The sequence below is a fragment of the Paraburkholderia dipogonis genome (assembly GCF_042680985.1).
GTDB lineage: Bacteria > Pseudomonadota > Gammaproteobacteria > Burkholderiales > Burkholderiaceae > Paraburkholderia > Paraburkholderia phytofirmans.
On record NZ_JBHUFR010000045.1, the window covers coordinates 94,643 to 112,798 of the forward strand.

The window sequence follows — 18,156 nt, forward strand, 5'->3', positions numbered from 1 at the left end:
CTCAGTGTCGTTGACGAACTGGCAGCTTCTCCTTCGCCGGAACCGAGGTTGATGACGATTGTCCATGATATTCCGTATCGAAAACATCTACTTCATTCATCCCATTGATGCTAAAGGAAACAGATTTGATGATGCCGGATACCATCTTTACTGACGTAGCCGTTACTCAGGAGTTGCGCGGCAGCGTTCTTCTCTTGGTCGTCGATAACTCTTCCGCTAGCATGGCTAGCGTAGATGTCGCACGAGAATTGGTCACTGCAATTGATGCGGCCGAAAGTAATCGGTTGGTAAAGACGGTTCTGATTGTCGGCACCGAGGCGAGCTTCATAGTTAGCGATGACGCGCTCGAACTGAATATCCTCGAACGCTTCGCGGTTGCAGACCTATGTGGCCGTATTGAGTCATCATGCAAACCCGTTGTTATCGCAATTCATGGTGCTGCGCTTGGTAGTGGGCTTGAGATCGCGTTGGCGGCCCACTATCGAATCGCGGCACGGGGAGCAACATTTGGTTTCCCCGAAATTCGATTCGGCGTATTGCCCGGGGCAGGTGGTACGCAGAGGGCACCCCGACTGATCGGTGCGGGCGCGACATTGTCCTTGATGCTGAGTGGACGACGCGTTGATGCATCGGAAGCCTTCAGGCTCGGCCTGGTGGATAGAGTCGGCGAAAGCGAACACGTCATCGACGAAGGCCTGGCATACGCGCAACAGTTAGCCGTCGCGCATGCGCCCGTGCGGCGCACGCGTGATGCACGGTGTCTCGCAGATGAGGAAACGAGCAAATCAGAGATCGCTGCGGCGCGTGCCGAGACGGTAAAGAAGTCGCGAGGACTGGTCGCGCCGCTGATGATTGTCGATTGCGTCGAGGCCGCTCTGAATTTGCCATTCGACGAAGGCTTGAAACTAGAACGCAAGCAATTTCTCGACTGCGTCGACAGCCTGCAGCACGCCGCGCACTTGCATGTGTTCATGGCCGAACGCGAAGTGCTGAATGCACCGGAAACGCGCAGCGCGCAGCCGCGTTTGATCGGCTCGGTCGGCGTGATTGGCGGTGGCACGATGGGCGCGGGCATCACGGTAGCGCTCCTCGACGCAGGCCTGCCCGTCACGATGATCGAACGCGACGAAGCATCGCTCGCCCGTGGTCGCGCATTCGTCGACAGGGTCTACGACGGGCTGATCGCGAAGGGCCGTCTCACGGATGCCGGTAAGGCGGCGAAGCTGGACCGTTATCGCGGTTTTACTTCATACGACGCGATTACCGATGTCGATGTCGTGATCGAAGCCGTGTTCGAGGATATGGGCGTGAAGAAAGCGGTGTTTGCCGAACTCGACCGTGTGTGCAAACCCGGCGCGGTGCTCGCGACCAATACGTCGTATCTTGACATTGATGAAATTGCGGCAAGCATTTCGCGACCGCAGGAGGTCGTCGGCCTGCATTTCTTCTCGCCCGCGAACATCATGAAGCTTCTCGAAGTCGTAGTGCCTGCGCGCGTAAGCGCCGATGTCGTCGCAACCGCATTCGATCTCGCTAAAAAGCTGCGCAAAGTGCCGGTGCGCGCCGGTGTGTGCGACGGCTTTATCGGCAACCGGATGCTCGCCGTGTATCGTGCGGCGGCGGATCATCTGATGGAAGACGGCGCATCGCCGTATCAGATAGACAAAGCGGTGCGCGAGTTCGGCTTTCCGATGGGGCCATACCAGGTGATCGACCTCGCCGGAGGCGATATCGGCTGGGCGACGCGCAAACGCCGCGCTGCCACGCGCAATCCGAATGCGCGCTATGTGCAGATTCCCGACCGGCTTTGCGAGCGTAGTTGGTTCGGTCAGAAAACGGGGCGCGGCTTCTATCGCTACGAAGAAAGTAAGCGGGACGGCGTGCCCGATCCCGAAGTCGAGGCGATCATCGACGCCGAACGTCAGCGTGCGGCCGTCACGCCGCGCACGTTCACGGACGAGCAGATCGTGCGCCGCTACATGGCGGCGATGATCAACGAAGGCGCGAACGTGGTTCAGGAGCGCATCGCGTTGCGGCCGCTCGATGTCGACGTGACGCTGATCAACGGCTTTGGCTTCCCTGCATATCGAGGCGGCCCGATGCATTACGCCGATAAGGTCGGCCTCGCCGCGCTGCTGGCTGATATTCGCGAGTTCGAAAAGGAAAATCCGCTGTTCTGGAAGCCGTCGCCGTTGCTGGTTGAACTGGTCGAGCGCGGCGCGACGTTCGCAAGCCTTAACCGGACTTCGCAAGGCTGAATCTTTTTGGAGTGGGTTAATGAAAATTGTCGTGGCTGTGAAGCGCGTGGTTGATTACAACGTGAAGGTTCGTGCGAAGTCGGATAACACGGGTGTCGACATTGCGAATGTGAAGATGTCGATGAATCCGTTCGATGAAATCGCTGTGGAAGAAGCGGTTCGTCTGAGGGAAGCGGGCATCGCGACGGAAGTGATCGCTGTGTCGGCGGGTGTGACGCAATGTCAGGAAACGCTGCGCACGGCGCTGGCGATTGGCGCGGATCGCGCGATCCTGATCGAATCGAATGAGGATCTGCAGCCGCTGGCGGTTGCGAAGCTGCTGAAGGCGCTGGTTGACAAAGAGCAACCGTCTTTAGTCATTCTCGGCAAGCAGGCCATCGACGACGATTCGAACCAGACGGGCCAGATGCTGGCCGCGCTGGCTAATTTGCCGCAAGCAACGTTTGCTTCGAAGGTTGTTGTGGCTGACGGCAAGGCGACGGTGTCGCGCGAAGTGGATGGCGGCGCGGAAACGCTGTCGCTGACGCTGCCGGCAGTCGTCACGACAGATCTGCGCCTGAACGAGCCGCGTTATGTGACGCTGCCGAACATCATGAAGGCCAAGAAAAAGCCGCTCGAAACGTTGAAGCCGGAAGACCTCGGCGTCGATGTGACGCCGCGTCTGAAGACACTGAAGGTCGGCGAGCCGCCGAAGCGCTCGGCTGGTGTGAAGGTGCCGGACGTGAAGACGCTGGTCGACAAGCTGAAGACCGAAGCCAAGGTGCTTTGATTTTTACGGGCACACGGAGACGAAAGAAATGACGATTCTGGTAATTGCTGAACACGACAATGCGTCGGTCAAGGCTGCGATGCTGAACACGGTCGCTGCCGCACAGAAGATCGGTGGCGATATTCATGTGCTGGTTGCAGGTCACAACGCGCAAGGCGCGGCCGATGCAGCTGCGACGATCGCAGGCGTGGCGAAAGTACTACTCGCCGACGCGCCGCAACTCGAAGCAGGTCTCGCAGAGAACGTCGAGGCAACGGTGCTGAGCATCGCGAAGGATTACTCGCACATCCTCGCGCCCGCAACGGCATACGGCAAGAACATCGCGCCGCGTGTCGCGGCAAAACTCGACGTCGCGCAGATCAGCGACATCACGGCCGTTGATTCGGCCGATACGTTTGAGCGCCCGATCTATGCGGGCAACGCGATCGCAATCGTGCAATCGACTGATCCCATCAAGGTCATCACGGTACGTTCGACGGGCTTCGATCCCGTTGCAGCGGGAGGCGGCAGCGCATCGGTCGAGAAGATCGAAGCAGCAGCGGACTCGGGTATGTCGCAGTTCGTGAGCCGCGAAGTGACGAAACTTGACCGTCCGGAACTGACGTCGGCGAACATCATCGTGTCGGGTGGACGTGGTCTGGGCAGCGGCGAGAACTACACGAAGGTGCTCGAGCCTCTGGCTGACAAGCTCGGCGCAGCCATGGGCGCATCACGTGCCGCTGTCGATGCGGGTTATGTGCCGAACGACTATCAGGTCGGTCAGACGGGCAAGATCGTCGCGCCGCAGCTTTATATCGCGGTCGGCATCTCGGGCGCGATCCAACATCTGGCGGGCATGAAGGACTCGAAGGTGATCGTCGCCATCAACAAGGACGAAGAGGCGCCGATTTTCAGCGTCGCGGATTACGGTCTGGTCGGTGATCTGTTCGACGTGGTGCCGGCCCTGGTTGACGATATTTGATCGATTGGGGTGATACAAAAGAGGAAGACGTATGCGCGACAAACTGGGGCTCAATCTGTACACGAGTCAACACGACCATGTTAGATCTCGGGCGGCCAATCTTGCTAACGAAGACGACGCGTGTCTCTGGCGCTGGTTTTGTGTGCTGTATGAGGAAGGGCGCATTAGATGGTGCAGGTCGGCACATGGATGGCTAGTCAGCGTCGATCACAAACATCTGGCGACGGAACCAGAATTCGACACGGCAATCAGAACTGCACGAGCCCGCTTCTTCTCCGGACGTCGCGCTAGATCGAACCAATCTGGAAACTAAAACTCTGAGAGCGGCTTGCTCCTAGTGAGTACTGCGCCGTTGCGCGTGAGACTTCTACCGCACTCCTTCTGTCTCACATCGTCAAACAACGAATCTAAGTCGAACGATCAAATCATTTCGAACCTGGCATTTCCTCATCGTTGCTCGGCTGGATTGCTGAGGTCATCCTGGAGAGATTTCGGGCCCGAATCGGACGCACGGCCTTTCATCGTTCATTGGCGCGGATCCGACGAGATATGGCGTGGAAGAGCACCTTTTAACTGTCGATATCGATATGACCTATCTACAAAATCTCGCCCGAAAGAGCGTTACCGTACTCACGCTTCAGATCATGCGGGACGCGGGTGAAAAAATCGCCATGATGGCATGTTACGACGCGAGCTTCGCAGAAATGGTAGATCGCTGTGGGGTCGAGGTCATCCTGGTTGGTGATTCGCTCGGCAATGTATTGCAGGGACTGTTGACCACACTGCCTGTCACGCTCGAGCATATGGCTTACCACACTGAATCAGTGGTTAGGGGCAACCGGACCGCATTAGTTGTCACTGATTTGCCATTCGGCAGTTACGCCACCCCGGTTCAGGCTTTTGACAATGCTGCGCGTCTGATGCGCTCTGGCGCTCAGATGGTCAAGCTCGAGGGGGGAGCATGGTTGTCCGACACAGTTCGCTTTCTCGTTGACCGTGGAATTCCTGTCTGTGCGCACATTGGCCTGACACCACAGTCTGTGCATGCACTTGGCGGCTTTCGCGTACAAGGCAAGACCGAATCCGCTGCGGCTCGGTTACTGGACGACGCGGTAGCATTAGAAGCGGCAGGAGCGCAACTTCTCGTTATGGAGGCAATCCCGGCTACCCTCGCTGGGGATGTGACACGACGCCTGGCGATTCCGACAATTGGCATCGGAGCTGGGGCAGAGTGCTCTGGGCAGGTCTTGGTGTTGCATGATGTGCTTGGAGTGTTCCCGGGGCGCAAGGCTAAATTCGTCAAGAATTTCATGGAAGGCCAGCCTTCCATCGATGCGGCTATATGCGCCTACGTGCAAGAAGTGAAGGACGGCACGTTTCCTGGTCCGGAACACGCGTTTGCGGCCTGATACAAGCCGGAGCCTCCGGTCCTCAACGGAGCCCTCGACAATGCCCGCCAAACAAATCAGACCACTTCAAGATTTCCGCCTTAAGAATCCGTTGAAAATGACCATTCTGTGATTCGACAGTGGTACGGATCTAGCGCTCGGCTCGACAGAAAAGTTGAAACCGGTTTCGACAGGGTTATGTGCTAGCGCCGACTAACCGACATCCATGTGTACGGGGAAGGTTCAATTCAGTTGCGATTCCGGAATAATGTAGTCGAAACGTACCTTCTTCAGCCGTTACGGCCTTCTGTTTTGGTAGAAACGTTTCGAAATCGGAGCGTAGAATGAATTTCGTCGCACGGGTGAACCAGTGCTTGGATGCAGGGTGTTTAGAGTGCTGAATGTATTCGAAGAAATTCGAACGCGTCGGTCGAAATTGAAGGCGACTATCGATGCTTACTGCCCGTTATTAAATATCGGCTGGTGCGCAACGACCTGGAAAGCAGATAAACGACCGGATCCGGCCTCCTCTTTCTTGCTGGCTAATCGACGTTCCGGATTTTCATGTATATGCGAAGTATTCTTCTTGACGAATCGGAACGGCTCATTCGGACGAAGGGATTTGTTCCGTTCAGTCTTGCGGAGCTTTCGAAAGAGTTGTCGATTCCAGAAAATAGGGTGACGGAATATTTCGTCAACAAGGATGGGGTTTGCGTAGAACTGCTGGATCGGACCATTGCCCGATTCGAAAGAGAACTCGACGAGATTTATACAGAATATGGCGACGCTGGAAGTCGCCTAATAGCTTACGCCTGTCTGCGCAGCGAAGAGTTTGTTCGGGGGCTGCCTTCGCTTTCAGCTGCGTTGATTGCTGTAACTGCGTCCTTGTCTGACGCTATACGTCAGTGTTTCGACCGTTTTCTAGCTCTACAGCTGAATTGGATAAAGACAGTTTTAGAGGGTCACTTCGCGTCTTGCGGAGGTCATGCCGAAGTGTCTATGAGGCCGATTGCGCACCTGTTGCTGGTCACACTGGAAGTTGACGACTTATTGGATGGTGCCGAGAATCGTAGTGAACCATCGGCGGCAAGTTACTCCGTTTTGCTGACTATCCTGGGAATTGTGAAGGGAAAGGCCTAACAGATCTGGACGACGGAACGACTTCCGATAGACGCTTGTCGGTCGCATTATCACGAGATGACGAAGACTTGATCTTCGTGTCGACCGAGGAAAGATAGCATGGTGCGCGTCAAGTGAGTGATCACGTGATTCACAAATCCAACCGCAATGAAACTTATCAGATCGATCCATGAATTGCGCGACCATCTGCGCGGTCAAAATCGCACGGCTTATGTGCCGACGATGGGCAACCTGCATGAGGGCCATCTGTCGCTGATGCGCCTCGCGCGCCAGTACGGCGATCCGGTGGTGGCGAGCATTTTCGTGAACCGCCTGCAGTTTGGCCCGAACGAAGACTTCGACAGGTACCCGCGAACGCTCGAGGCGGACATGGAGAAGCTTGAGAAGGAGAAAGTCTACGTGCTGTTTGCGCCGACTGAAAGGGATATGTACCCGCAACCACAGGAGTATCGCCTCCATCCGCCGCACGACCTCGGCGATATCCTCGAAGGCGAGTTTCGCCCTAGTTTTTTCACGGGCGTGTGCACGGTCGTGATGAAGCTGATGTCGTGCGTGCAGCCGCGCGTTGCCGTATTCGGCAAGAAGGACTACCAGCAGCTGATGATCGTGCGCGCGATGACAGAGCAGTTCGCGCTGCCTACCGACATCATCGCAGCCGAAACCGTGCGTGACATCGATGGACTCGCGCTCAGCTCGCGCAACCGCTATCTGACGGAAAAGGAGCGCGCCGAAGCATCGATGCTTGCGGCCGCGCTGCAAGGCGTGCGTCAGGCTGTGCTGTCGGGCAACCGCGACTTCGCGAAACTCGAACAAGAAGCTATGGCGTCGCTCGCCGCGCGCGGCTGGAAGCCCGACTACATCGCGATTCGCAAGCGCGCGAACCTTATCGCACCCGCTGCGCACGAGGTGGACGCGCGCCTTGTTGTTCTCGCGGCCGCAAAACTTGGTGCGACGCGCCTGATCGACAACCTTGAAATCTAAAGATGACGCCGCGAGCTGGGGGATGAGTCTGAGACAAGCGCTAAAGGTGAGCTTTCTCGCAAGTTGTGTTTTTTCGACAGACATGATGTAGCTGCGGCAGTCAATGTTAAGTCAAAACTCGACGACCCACTTGCCTTTTTTAGGTCTGCACACTACGGCGGGGAGCTGTCGTGATTCCTTTCGCGAGTCAATACCATCAACGTCGACGTGTTAGACCACTTCTTGGCATATGACTTGCAAACATCGTTGAGGTCGCGAAGCGCGTGATCTGAAATGTAGTGGAACCGAGAGTCCGCAATTTCCGGTTACAGAGCAGACCACATGGGAAGCTGGAGTCCTGACAAATGAACGATGGCTCGTCTGACCGCCATCCGCATCGAAGCTACGCCCGATATTAGTAGTTGCACGGCATGTACATGGAAAAGTGATGCGACGATGGACATCCAGTAGTTCAGCAAATAGCTGACGCCGTTATCGCGATCTGACGATCTTGATGTCATCTTCCAGAGGGTGTCGAGCGTGAGATACAGAGTGAATGTTTCGATACTGTCCACAACCAACAGGAGATAAGATGCCTTCCGAATACAGCGACGCAGAGTGGAAGACTCGTTGCGAACTTGCTGCGCTATATCGAATCATTGCGCATCATCGAATGACCGATCACATCTACACGCATATCAGTGCACGCGTGCCAGGTACGGATAAACATCACTTTCTCATCAATCCGTATGGCCAGATGTTTCACGAGATCACGGCTTCCGGTCTGGTCAAGATCGACATGAATGGAAATATCGTCGAGACCCCTTCGGACAAGCGACAACGCGTGAATAAAGCGGGCTTTATGATTCACTCCGCCGTACACATGGCGAAACACGATGTCGGCTGCGTTATACATACCCATACTGCTGCAGGGATTGCGGTGTCCGCGCAAGAAGAGGGGCTGCTACCTATTAGCCAGCACGCGCTCAAATTCTACGGTCGCCTTTCGTATCACAACTACGAGGGAATTGCGTCGGACGAAGAAGAGCGCGCACGACTGGTCGCCGATCTTGGAGAGAACAAGGCAATGATCTTGCGCAACCACGGCTTGCTCGCGGCAGGCGTGACGGTTGCGGACGCGTGGCTTGTAATCTACTACCTTGAGCGCGCATGCCAGGCACAGGTCGCAGCCTTGTCGGGCGGCAGTAAATTGATCTATCCGCCAGAAGCTGTTCGCAAGCACACGTCGGATCAGTTCGCCAGGCTTGACATCGCAGATGACGCTTTCGATACCGGCGGAGTGCAGAGCTACCAACAAGTCGGGTTCGATGCTGCACTACGACTTATCGAGCGTGATCTGCCACGCTACGACAGCTGAAACATCGGCTAAACCTCCAGGCACAATAACCCGAGCCGCATTGCATGGCGGCCACTCATAAGGAACGTGCGCGTACCCCGCAAAGTGATGAAACCACTTGCGGGGTCGCGTGCGTCCTGCGTGTGTCGTGTGTGGACGGAAAATCACGAGAAGGATGGAAGAGACATGGTCGCCACCGATCAAAGCTGCATGCGCAAAGTCCTGATACGATTCCTCCCGTTGTTACTGATTTGCTACATTGTTTCCTATCTTGATCGGGTCAACGTCGGCTATGCCGCGTTGACGATGAATCAGGACCTAGGCTTGTCCAATGCTGCGTTCGGTCTAGGCGCGGGGCTATTCTTCATTACGTACTTTGCATTTGAGATCCCGTCGAATATCGCCTTGAAGCATTTTGGCGCTCGCCGCTGGATTGCCCGGATCATGCTGACATGGGGACTGCTATCCGGCGCGATGGCATTCGTCGATGGCGAGAAGAGCTTTTATGCTGTTCGTTTACTGCTGGGGGCGGCGGAGGCCGGCTTTTTTCCAGGCATCATTTTCTTTCTAACACTCTGGGTGCCGAGTCGCTGGCGCGCCTCTTTCGTTGGTACGTTCATGGTAGCGGTTCCGATGGCCAGCGTATTAGGTGCGCCGATTTCGGCATTTCTTATAAATAGCTCCGGCCTCTGGGGCCTGGCAAGCTGGCAGACAATGTTTGTTGTCGAATCGGTTCCCGCGATATTTCTGGCGTTTGTCGTATTCAAGGTGTTGCGAGACAAGCCAGAGGACGCCGAGTGGCTAAGTGACGAAGAGAAGCGATGGCTGAAGTCGACGCTGGCTGCGGAGCATTCTCTGGGTGGCGAGCACGAGCACGAAAACGTCGGTGTCGTTCTAAAGACACCGCAAATATGGATCCTTGCATACGTGTACTTCTGTCTCGCCGGTATTTCGTACGGACTGGCGTTCTTCCTGCCGCTGATTATGAAGGACGCGCACCTGAGCATCATCCAGACGGGCTTTGCGACTGCAGCGCCGTTTTTGATTGGTGCCATTGGCATGGTGTTGTGGGGACGCAGTTCCGATCGTCGCCAGGAGCGGCGTATGCATGCCCTCATTGCTTTGGGCCTGGCGGTCGTTGGCTTGGGCGCCTCCGTACTGATCCCAACGCCAATGGCAAAAATCGCGGCGTTCTCAATTTCGGCTTTCGGGTTGATGTCTGCGTTACCGGTGTTCTGGACGCTGCCGAATCTGCTGTTGAAATCGACTGTCGGTGCAGCGGGTATCGCAATGATCAGTTCACTCGGTAACCTCTCCGGTTTCGTTCAGTCGGTTCTGATGGGCGTCATTCGTGACCGAACGGGGAGTTACGGTGCCGGCTTGCTTTTGATTGCCGCAATCGGTGCGATGGGATTCTTCGTGTTGCTGCGTGCTACGCGGGATATCCCCCGACCGGAAGCGCGAGTCGGAAGCTGGACGAGCTCGACCGAGTAATACCGCGTTGACGGGTTGGCTGATAAAGACTTCATGACTTGCTCGCCGAAACGGTGCGTAGCCACGACCCGCTAATCATGACTTCAACGGCCTTGAGCGCGGACGACGCTCTCGTTGCACCCGTCCAATCTATGTCGTGTCCGACGACACAAAGATGTCGTTGTGCCGTCGTGGACGACAGCCATGCCCCGCTTTCCACCAATTTCCGGCGAAAGCGCAAAGCCCATTGCCTGAGGTGCCGATGGCACACTCTTTGCATCGAAGACCTCACCGAACTGGCGCAGAGATCATGTGGGCTATGAGGCTTCACACGGCGCACCTGACGGTCGCCCGGGATAATTCCTATGAATCTGGTTTTACGATAAAAGGTCGAGAAATATGGGTCCTTTGGATGGTCTTACAGTTGTTGATTTTTCGACGTTGCTGCCCGGTCCGATGGCGAGTCTCGTGCTCGCCGAAGCGGGTGCAACTGTCATCAAGATCGAGCGACCCCAAACGGGCGACGATATGCGGACCTACCAACCTCGTCTCGGCGAGGATAGCGTCAACTTTGTGATGCTCAATCGCGGCAAACGGAGCATTTCGATTGACCTGAAACGACCCGACGCGCGAGACAAACTGAAACCTTTGATCGAACGCGCCGACGTGCTGATCGAGCAATTCAGGCCGGGTGTCATGTCTCGACTAGGCTTCGGCTTCGACGAGGTTCGCGATATCAATCCGAAATTAATTTATTGCTCAATCTCAGGTTGGGGGCAAACCGGGCCGAAATCGAATATCGCTGCGCATGATCTCAACTATGTCGCCGAGACGGGAATGCTCGGTTTGAGCACGGGTGCGGACGGTGCTCCCGTGCTACCGCCCATGCTGGCTGCCGATATCGCAGGAGGGGCGTTCCCGGCTGTTATGAATATCATGTTCGCTCTTCGCGAGAGAGATCGAACGGGGCGGGGTGTCCATCTTGACATCTCGATGGCGGACAACCTCTTTGCGTTCAACTACTGGGGAATCGGAAGCGGCCTGTCGGGAGCAGGTTGGCCGAAGCCGGGTGGAGAACTGGTGACTGGAGGTTCGCCGCGCTACCACATATACCGGACACGAGACGGCAGATACCTTGCCGCAGCGCCAATCGAAGACAAGTTTTGGGAGAACTTTACGCGAATTATCGAATTGCCGGCGGAATTCAAGGATCCCACGTCAGATACCGGCGTAGCGATTGCAGCTGTAGCCGAACGAATTGTTTCCCGCACCGCGTCTGAGTGGAAAGCACTCTTCGATGGACAGGACGTGTGTTGTTCGATCGTCGCGACATTGGAGGAGGCTGTGAAGGATCCCCATGTGGCCGCGCGAGGCCTGTTTGAGCACACGGTCGGTTCGTCAGATGGCAGATTGTCGGCTTTGCCTGTCCCGATTGCTTCCGTATTTCGCACGAGCGCATCGCATCGACCATCCCCCGCGCTGGGAGCGTCAAACGAGCTGCTTGAATCCTGACCGGGAAACGCAGGGCCCGTCTTGGTAAATGGTGGTGAGGTGGATCTGGTCATCGAGACGGTGGTGCTATTGTCTTTTAACTTCTGAGAGTGACGATGAAGGAAGCTTTTATTTGTGACGCAGTGCGCACTCCCATTGGCCGTTACGCGGGGGCGCTTTCGTCTGTTCGTGCCGATGACCTCGGCGCCGCACCGTTGCGCGCGCTTATGGAGCGAAACCGCGACGTAGACTGGAGCGCCGTCGACGAGGTCCTCTTCGGTTGCGCGAATCAGGCAGGTGAAGACAACCGCAATGTTGCGCGAATGGCATTGTTGCTTTCGGGTTTGCCAGAACGCACACCAGGAACGACGGTAAATCGTCTTTGCGGATCCGGAATGGACGCAGTCGGCATCGCCGCTAGAGCAGTCAAGTCCGGCGAAGCGGGTCTTCTGATCGCCGGCGGTGTAGAGAGCATGAGCCGTGCTCCTTTTGTGCTCGGTAAAGCTACCTCAGCGTTTTCGCGTCAATCGGATTTGCAAGATACAACAATCGGCTGGCGGTTTATTAATCCGCTCATGAAAGCGCAATATGGTGTCGATTCGATGCCGGAAACCGCAGAAAACGTCGCCGAAGAATATGAAATCAGTCGCGCGGACCAGGATTCGTTCGCGTTGCGCAGTCAGCAGAAGGCGATACGCGCCCAGAACGACGGCACATTCTCTGATGAGATCATCCCTGTAACTGTGCCACAAAAGAAGGGGGATGCGATCGTGGTGTCACGAGATGAGCATCCCCGGGAGACGAGTCTTGAGATGCTCGCACGGCTGAAGGGTGTGGTGCGTCCGGATGGCACGGTGACGGCGGGCAATGCATCCGGTGTCAACGATGGAGCGGCTGCACTCATCGTTGCGGATGAGGACCACGCAAAACGATTTGGTCTCCTGCCACGAGCCCGAATTCTTGGTATGGCCACGGCGGGTGTTGCACCCCGGGTCATGGGCATTGGCCCAGCACCTGCGACGATGAAGCTCCTCGAGCGTTTGAATATGACCATTGATCAGTTCGACGTAATCGAGCTCAACGAGGCATTCGCATCACAAGGGCTTGCGGTGTTGCGCATGCTCGGCGTGAGCGACGATGACCCGCGCGTCAATCCGAATGGCGGCGCCATCGCGCTAGGACACCCGCTCGGTATGAGTGGTGCACGTCTGGTCACAACTGCTTCATATCAATTACAGCGTATTGGTGGACGGTTCGCTCTTTGTACGATGTGTATCGGTGTAGGGCAGGGCATTGCGATTGCAATAGAGCGAGTGTGAGCGCTTCGCGGCGATCAGTGGCGCGACCCTAGTTCGACTTCGCGCCACGATCAGACAGACGGGTGCGCACGCCCGAATAACAAAGTAATGGGCGATGTGTCGCAGCTGAGAGCGACGCGTTACAAGGACGGTGAACAAATATAACGACGATAACCGACGTTCACTTGAGATCTCGCGTCGTCGGATTGCGCCTGCACGTCAGAGGGTATTGAGGTATCCCGAGACGACGTGGCGCGCTTATGCCACTCAACCTCCTGAACCCGCCCATAGCGAACCTGTGACGAGATTTCCTTTTCTGTTTCCAAGCGTTGATTCAGTCAGAAAGGAGGGTTTGATTGTTTGGAGGACCTGACATGTTCCCGGCGTCCTGCAGATTGGACAGGATTCTCAACGGATTCCGACCATGTTGTGAAGCGAAACGAATGTTTCGTCCGATGCTGATATCCGATCGAAATATTCTAGATCGAGACGATTGAGTCATGTCAATTCGGCAGCACATGTCTTATTTGGATGACTACAGTATTTTCACCGTTCCGTTGCAACCATTGACCGTGACGTCATACAGGCTGACCGGTTTTCGTTCATAGGAATGGACAAACCAAACCTTGGAAATCATCATGAAAAGCTTCGATACGCGTAAGTCGGCATTGGCATTGTTCAGTATTGCTTTAAATATTCCGTTGATCGCCAACGCTCAGACGACAGAGGTCGTCAAGATTGGAGCAGCAGCTCCACTTACGGGTGGCCTGGCACATATTGGTCGAGATGTGGAGAACGGCGCGAAGCTCGCAGTCAATGAGGCGAACGCAAAGGGTCTTGTAATCAACGGGAAGAAAATCACTTTGCAATTGGAAGAAGAGGACGATGCCGCCGACCCCAAGACCGCGACGCAGATCGCCCAGAAGCTGGTTGACGATAAAGTCGTGGCTGTGATCGGACACGTCACGTCGGGTACGACGATCCCTGCCTCCAAGATCTACATGGAGGCGGGTGTTACGCAGATTACACCTTCTTCGACTAACCCCCTGTACACCCAACAAGGATTTAAAACTACCTATCGGCTGATTGCGACGGATGCGCAACAAGCCCCCGCGCTGGCTTCCTATGCTGCAAAACAAATGGGTGCAAAGACGATCGCGATTGTTGACGATGCGACCGCGTACGGTCAGGGGCTGGCCGATCAGTTTGCCAAGAACGCCCAAGCGTTGGGAATCACGGTGATCTCTCGCGATGCCTGTACTGATAAGACAGTGGATTTCAAAGGAATTCTGACCAAGATCAAAAACGAGAATCCGGACATTATTATGTATGGTGGTGAAGATGCCGCCGGCGCCAACCTCGTGCGACAGGCCACTCAGCTGGGACTGCGTGCGAAGATCTTGTCGGGTGACGGAATGTGCACTGAAAAACTTGGTGAACTGGCTGGTGATGCGTCGAAGAACCTGACGTGCTCTGAAGCTAGTCTCCCGATTGAGAAGATGCCCGGTGGGGCGCAGTTCAAAGCGAAATATGAGAGCACGTTCAAGCAGCCGATGCAGCCCTATGCACCGTTTGCGTATGACGCCGTCAATGTGATCATCGATGCTATGCGTCGATCGAACTCCACGGACGCGGCCAAGATTCTGGCCGGCATGCCATCGACCAACTACCAAGGTGTAATTGGACAGATTGCGTTTGATCCTAAGGGCGATCTTAAAGATACTGGCATCTCGATGTACCAGTACAAGAATGGCAAGAAGAGCTTGCTTGAAGTGATGAAGCTCTGATTTTCAAATCAACTTACGACCGGTTTGCGAGCATTGCTCGCGAACTGGTCTTCAAGACCAGTGCCAGAATGACTGTTAGGGCTGAAGTTCTGACGTATATCAGGCGCGTGAGTAACGATGATTGCGTATGCTATTCGATCGAAAGCTCATTCAGGCGCTTGTACAGGTAGGAGCGGGACACTCCAAGTTCTTCGGCGACGCGCTTCTTATTGCCTTTGAGTCGATGCATGGCTTCAACAATCAGCTCTGATTCGGCGCGTTCCTTAACTCCGCGCAGATCGCGGGTGGCTCTTTCACGTTGTGCCTGAAGAGGGGCGTATCCTCCGCTCGACGCGGGCTGTGTAGTGCTTACCGCGTATCCGCAATTCGCCAATGTGATGGTTGCTCCATCGCTGAAGATGGCGGCACGCTCAATTGCGTGCTGAAGTTGGCGAATGTTACCCGGCCAAGGTTGTGACTGAAGATACTGAACCACTTCAGGCGATACTGCCTTTTTGGGAACGCCGTGCCTTTCGGAAAAGTTGGTGAGGAACCGGTCTGCAAGCATGGGGACATCTTCGAGTCGCTCGCGCAGAGGTGGCAACCTGAGCGTGACAGCGGCGATTCGATAGAACAGATCAAGTCGAAACGTGCTTTCCGCAATCATTGCGTCGAAATCTCGATTACTTGCCGAGATAAGACGAAAATCCGAGTGCACCCGTCGGTCGCCTCCGACACGCTCAAAGTTGCCATCCTGAAGTGTACGCAACAGCTTGACCTGCGTATCGAGGGGCATGTCGCCGATTTCATCGAGAAATAGCGTACCGCCGTCGGCTTGTTCGAACTTTCCTTTGCGTCCCTTTCGGTCGGCTCCTGTGAAGGCGCCTCCTTCGTAGCCAAAGAGTTCTGCTTCAACCAATGTACTTGGCATCGCTGCTGCGTTTACCAGAATCATTGGACTGTCGCTGCGTGGACTTAGCATGTGGAGCGCGTGCGCGACCAGTTCCTTGCCTGTGCCGCTCTCCCCGACGATAAGAACAGGCACATCGAGCGGAGCGATCCGCACGATGTCATCTTTGAGGCGGCGAACAGCGTCGCTGGTGCCCACGATCTGGTCCAGACCGTAGGTCCGATTGCGCATTCCAGACAACTCGCGTTTATAGAAATCAAGCTCCTGGCGCACGCGTGTCAGCTCACCTCTTAGCTCTTCAAGCGCTTCAGGTCCCTTGAACATCACTTGCCCTATCGCACCTACACGCCGCTTGCTGCGATCAAATATCGGCGTTCGGGAAACGATGCGTACGACCCCGTTCATCTCCTGGACCTGCCCAATCTGAGCGCGGCCGCTCACTGCGACCTCCTGCAACCGCGTGTTCTCGATGACTTCAGTGACCGGCTGACCGGCTGCTTCACCGTGACGGAGCCCGAAGAATTTCTCGTGGACCGGGCTCATATAGAGCAGCTTGCCAGCCGAGTCGACGACGGTGATGGCTTCGTACGGGTTCGTCACAAAGTGCCTGAGGATATCGTCAGAGAACTCGACACTCGAGATGAACTCGGCCAAGGCTTCGTCAGGGTCACTTTCAAAAACGAGAAAACACACGGCGGTGCCAGCGTTGACCGTCGAGACGATCAACGATTGCTCCCGGCTGTTGATGGGGAATACCTCTTTAAGTTTGATATCGGCGCGTTCCTGCCACAGCGTCGCCAGCTCTTCTGCAAGCGATTTGTCCTCGCATAGGCCTGCTGCCAGCAGCGAAATCCCAGATTCGTCCAGCACCAGGACTCCGCACTTGTGTCTCGACATATCTCCCTCATTCTCCTAAGTTTGCGGTCCGGACAGTGTGGTTGACGAATACACTGTACACCTCAAAGTGACCGCAAAGAAAACAGTTCATTGTGCATTTATTGTATTCGAGACATCATTGGAGAGAAAGACATTTGGTATGCAGTCGGTGTAATTACCAGCAGCGGCGCGCGTTTCGACGCCCTCTGCGGTGCGCTCCGTCAATATTGGCATGGCTCTTGCGGTCTATGACTTGGAACAGGAGCAGGAGACGTGATGAGCCAACTCGAAAAACTTCCACGAATGCAGGACAACGACGGACTTCGCTTGCTAGACGGCTTGCGGGTTTTGGATATGACAACCTCGATTGCCGGGCCTTACGCGACTCAGTTGCTTGCGGACCTTGGTGCCGATGTGACGAAAATTGAGAAGGTTGGTGCCGGCGACGACACCCGAGCCTGGGGGCCTCCTTTTCTCGACGGGGAGTCGCTGTGGTATCTCAGCGTCAACAGGAACAAGGCCAGTGTGACCCTGGATGTCAGCCGAACCGAAGGGCAGGCGATTCTTGATGACCTGGTCCGACAAAGCGATGTCATCGTGCTCAACATGGTCCCGCAAGTTCAGCAGAAGCTGGGACTCGACTTCGAGAGACTGCACGCGATTAATCCCAGGTTGATTCACGTATCGCTTACGGGTTTCGGTGTGTCAGGGCCTCGGTCGTCGCTGCCTTGCTATGACCTCATCGCGGAAGGTTACTCGGGTGTGATGGACCTGACGGGCGAGCCCGAATCGGGACCTCAGAAGGTGGGGACCCCCGCAGCCGATCTGCTCGCCGGGCAAGACGTCGCGCTCGCCACACTTGCTGCTGTAATCGAGCGGCAACGGACCAATGTCGGCAAACGCGTAGATGTCTCGATGGTCGCGAGCATGGTGCGCTTCATGTCGCCGCGCATCGTACCTTACCTGGGCTCGGGCGAGCGGGTGAGCCGATCCGGGGGGCGCGATTCGGTGATTGCCGTCTACCAGGTATTCGATACAGCTGACGATCCGGTCACGCTTGGCTTGGGTAACGACGCAATCTGGCGTCGGTTCTGGGAGGCGGTCGATTCCGCAGACTACGGCGCCTCGGAAAAATTCCGGACCAACGCCGCGCGGCGAAACGCGAGGCCGGAGATTGTCGAGACGATCAGCGCGGTGCTGAAGACACGGCGACGTTCGGAATGGCTCGCGTTGTTTGCCGAATATCGGATCCCTGCTGGCCCTATCAATCGGGTGGACCAGGTTGTCACCGATCCGCATCTTCTCGATGACGGTTTGTTCTATACGGTCCTTGGCGAGAACGGGCTGGTTCCGCAGGTAGGGCTCGGCATCAAGTTCGATGGGCAGGCGACAGTGCACCGCCGTCCACCGCCCGCGCTTGGACAAGACACGATACGTGTATTGCAGGAAAGACTGGGTATGTCTGAGGCCAGACTGGCTGACCTCAAGAACGATGGAATTGTTTAAAGG

The 18,156-nt window shown here is 55.9% G+C and carries 13 protein-coding genes; 12 read left to right on the forward strand and 1 reads right to left on the reverse strand.

What is annotated here, in order from left to right; genetic code table 11:
• Positions 1-131: 131 nt before the first annotated feature.
• The 11 genes from ACFSNN_RS39080 to ACFSNN_RS39130 all read left to right on the forward strand — a co-directional run bounded on the left by ACFSNN_RS39080 (position 132) and on the right by ACFSNN_RS39130 (position 14,882).
• Positions 132-2,258 carry a 3-hydroxyacyl-CoA dehydrogenase NAD-binding domain-containing protein gene (locus ACFSNN_RS39080; protein ID WP_134465645.1) on the forward strand — a complete coding sequence of 709 codons (2,127 nt, stop codon included), beginning with the start codon at positions 132-134 and terminating at the stop codon, positions 2,256-2,258.
• Positions 2,259-2,277: 19 nt separating this feature from the next.
• Positions 2,278-3,027, forward strand: a complete 750-nt coding sequence (locus tag ACFSNN_RS39085; protein ID WP_134465270.1) for an electron transfer flavoprotein subunit beta/FixA family protein — start codon at positions 2,278-2,280, stop codon at positions 3,025-3,027.
• 28 nt (positions 3,028-3,055) lie between these two features.
• Positions 3,056-3,988 (forward strand): electron transfer flavoprotein subunit alpha/FixB family protein, encoded by a 933-nt coding sequence (locus ACFSNN_RS39090; protein ID WP_134465269.1) that lies wholly within the window; start codon positions 3,056-3,058, stop codon positions 3,986-3,988.
• A gap of 587 nt (positions 3,989-4,575) precedes the next feature.
• Positions 4,576-5,397 carry a 3-methyl-2-oxobutanoate hydroxymethyltransferase gene (gene panB / locus ACFSNN_RS39095; RefSeq protein WP_134465644.1) on the forward strand — a complete coding sequence of 274 codons (822 nt, stop codon included), beginning with the start codon at positions 4,576-4,578 and terminating at the stop codon, positions 5,395-5,397.
• Between the two features lie 543 nt (positions 5,398-5,940).
• Positions 5,941-6,516, forward strand: coding sequence for a TetR/AcrR family transcriptional regulator (locus tag ACFSNN_RS39100; protein ID WP_134465267.1), 576 nt, complete (start codon positions 5,941-5,943; stop codon positions 6,514-6,516).
• Between the two features lie 147 nt (positions 6,517-6,663).
• Positions 6,664-7,497: a pantoate--beta-alanine ligase gene (gene panC / locus ACFSNN_RS39105; protein WP_134465266.1), complete on the forward strand. Its 834-nt coding sequence runs from the start codon at positions 6,664-6,666 to the stop codon at positions 7,495-7,497.
• Positions 7,498-8,068: 571 nt separating this feature from the next.
• Complete coding sequence (locus ACFSNN_RS39110) at positions 8,069-8,854, forward strand: class II aldolase/adducin family protein (RefSeq protein WP_134465265.1); 786 nt, start codon at positions 8,069-8,071, stop codon at positions 8,852-8,854.
• A 165-nt stretch (positions 8,855-9,019) separates the two neighbouring features.
• A complete protein-coding gene (locus ACFSNN_RS39115) occupies positions 9,020-10,327 on the forward strand; it encodes an MFS transporter (RefSeq protein WP_134465264.1) in 1,308 nt (435 codons plus the stop codon).
• 378 nt (positions 10,328-10,705) lie between these two features.
• Entirely contained in the window at positions 10,706-11,818 is a 1,113-nt protein-coding gene (locus tag ACFSNN_RS39120; RefSeq protein WP_134465263.1) for a CaiB/BaiF CoA transferase family protein, read from the forward strand.
• 95 nt (positions 11,819-11,913) lie between these two features.
• Positions 11,914-13,116 (forward strand): 3-oxoadipyl-CoA thiolase, encoded by a 1,203-nt coding sequence (gene pcaF, locus ACFSNN_RS39125; RefSeq protein WP_134465262.1) that lies wholly within the window; start codon positions 11,914-11,916, stop codon positions 13,114-13,116.
• Positions 13,117-13,733: 617 nt separating this feature from the next.
• On the forward strand, positions 13,734-14,882 hold the full coding sequence (locus tag ACFSNN_RS39130; RefSeq protein ID WP_134465261.1) for a branched-chain amino acid ABC transporter substrate-binding protein: 1,149 nt from the start codon (positions 13,734-13,736) through the stop codon (positions 14,880-14,882).
• Positions 14,883-15,012: 130 nt separating this feature from the next.
• On the opposite strand, the gene ACFSNN_RS39135 is transcribed toward ACFSNN_RS39130, so the two are convergent.
• Positions 15,013-16,668 carry a sigma-54 interaction domain-containing protein gene (locus ACFSNN_RS39135; protein WP_134465260.1) on the reverse strand — a complete coding sequence of 552 codons (1,656 nt, stop codon included), beginning with the start codon at positions 16,666-16,668 and terminating at the stop codon, positions 15,013-15,015.
• Positions 16,669-16,923: 255 nt separating this feature from the next.
• On the opposite strand from ACFSNN_RS39135, the gene ACFSNN_RS39140 reads away from it, so the two are divergent.
• Positions 16,924-18,153, forward strand: coding sequence for a CaiB/BaiF CoA transferase family protein (locus tag ACFSNN_RS39140; protein ID WP_134465259.1), 1,230 nt, complete (start codon positions 16,924-16,926; stop codon positions 18,151-18,153).
• Positions 18,154-18,156 lie beyond the last annotated feature (3 nt).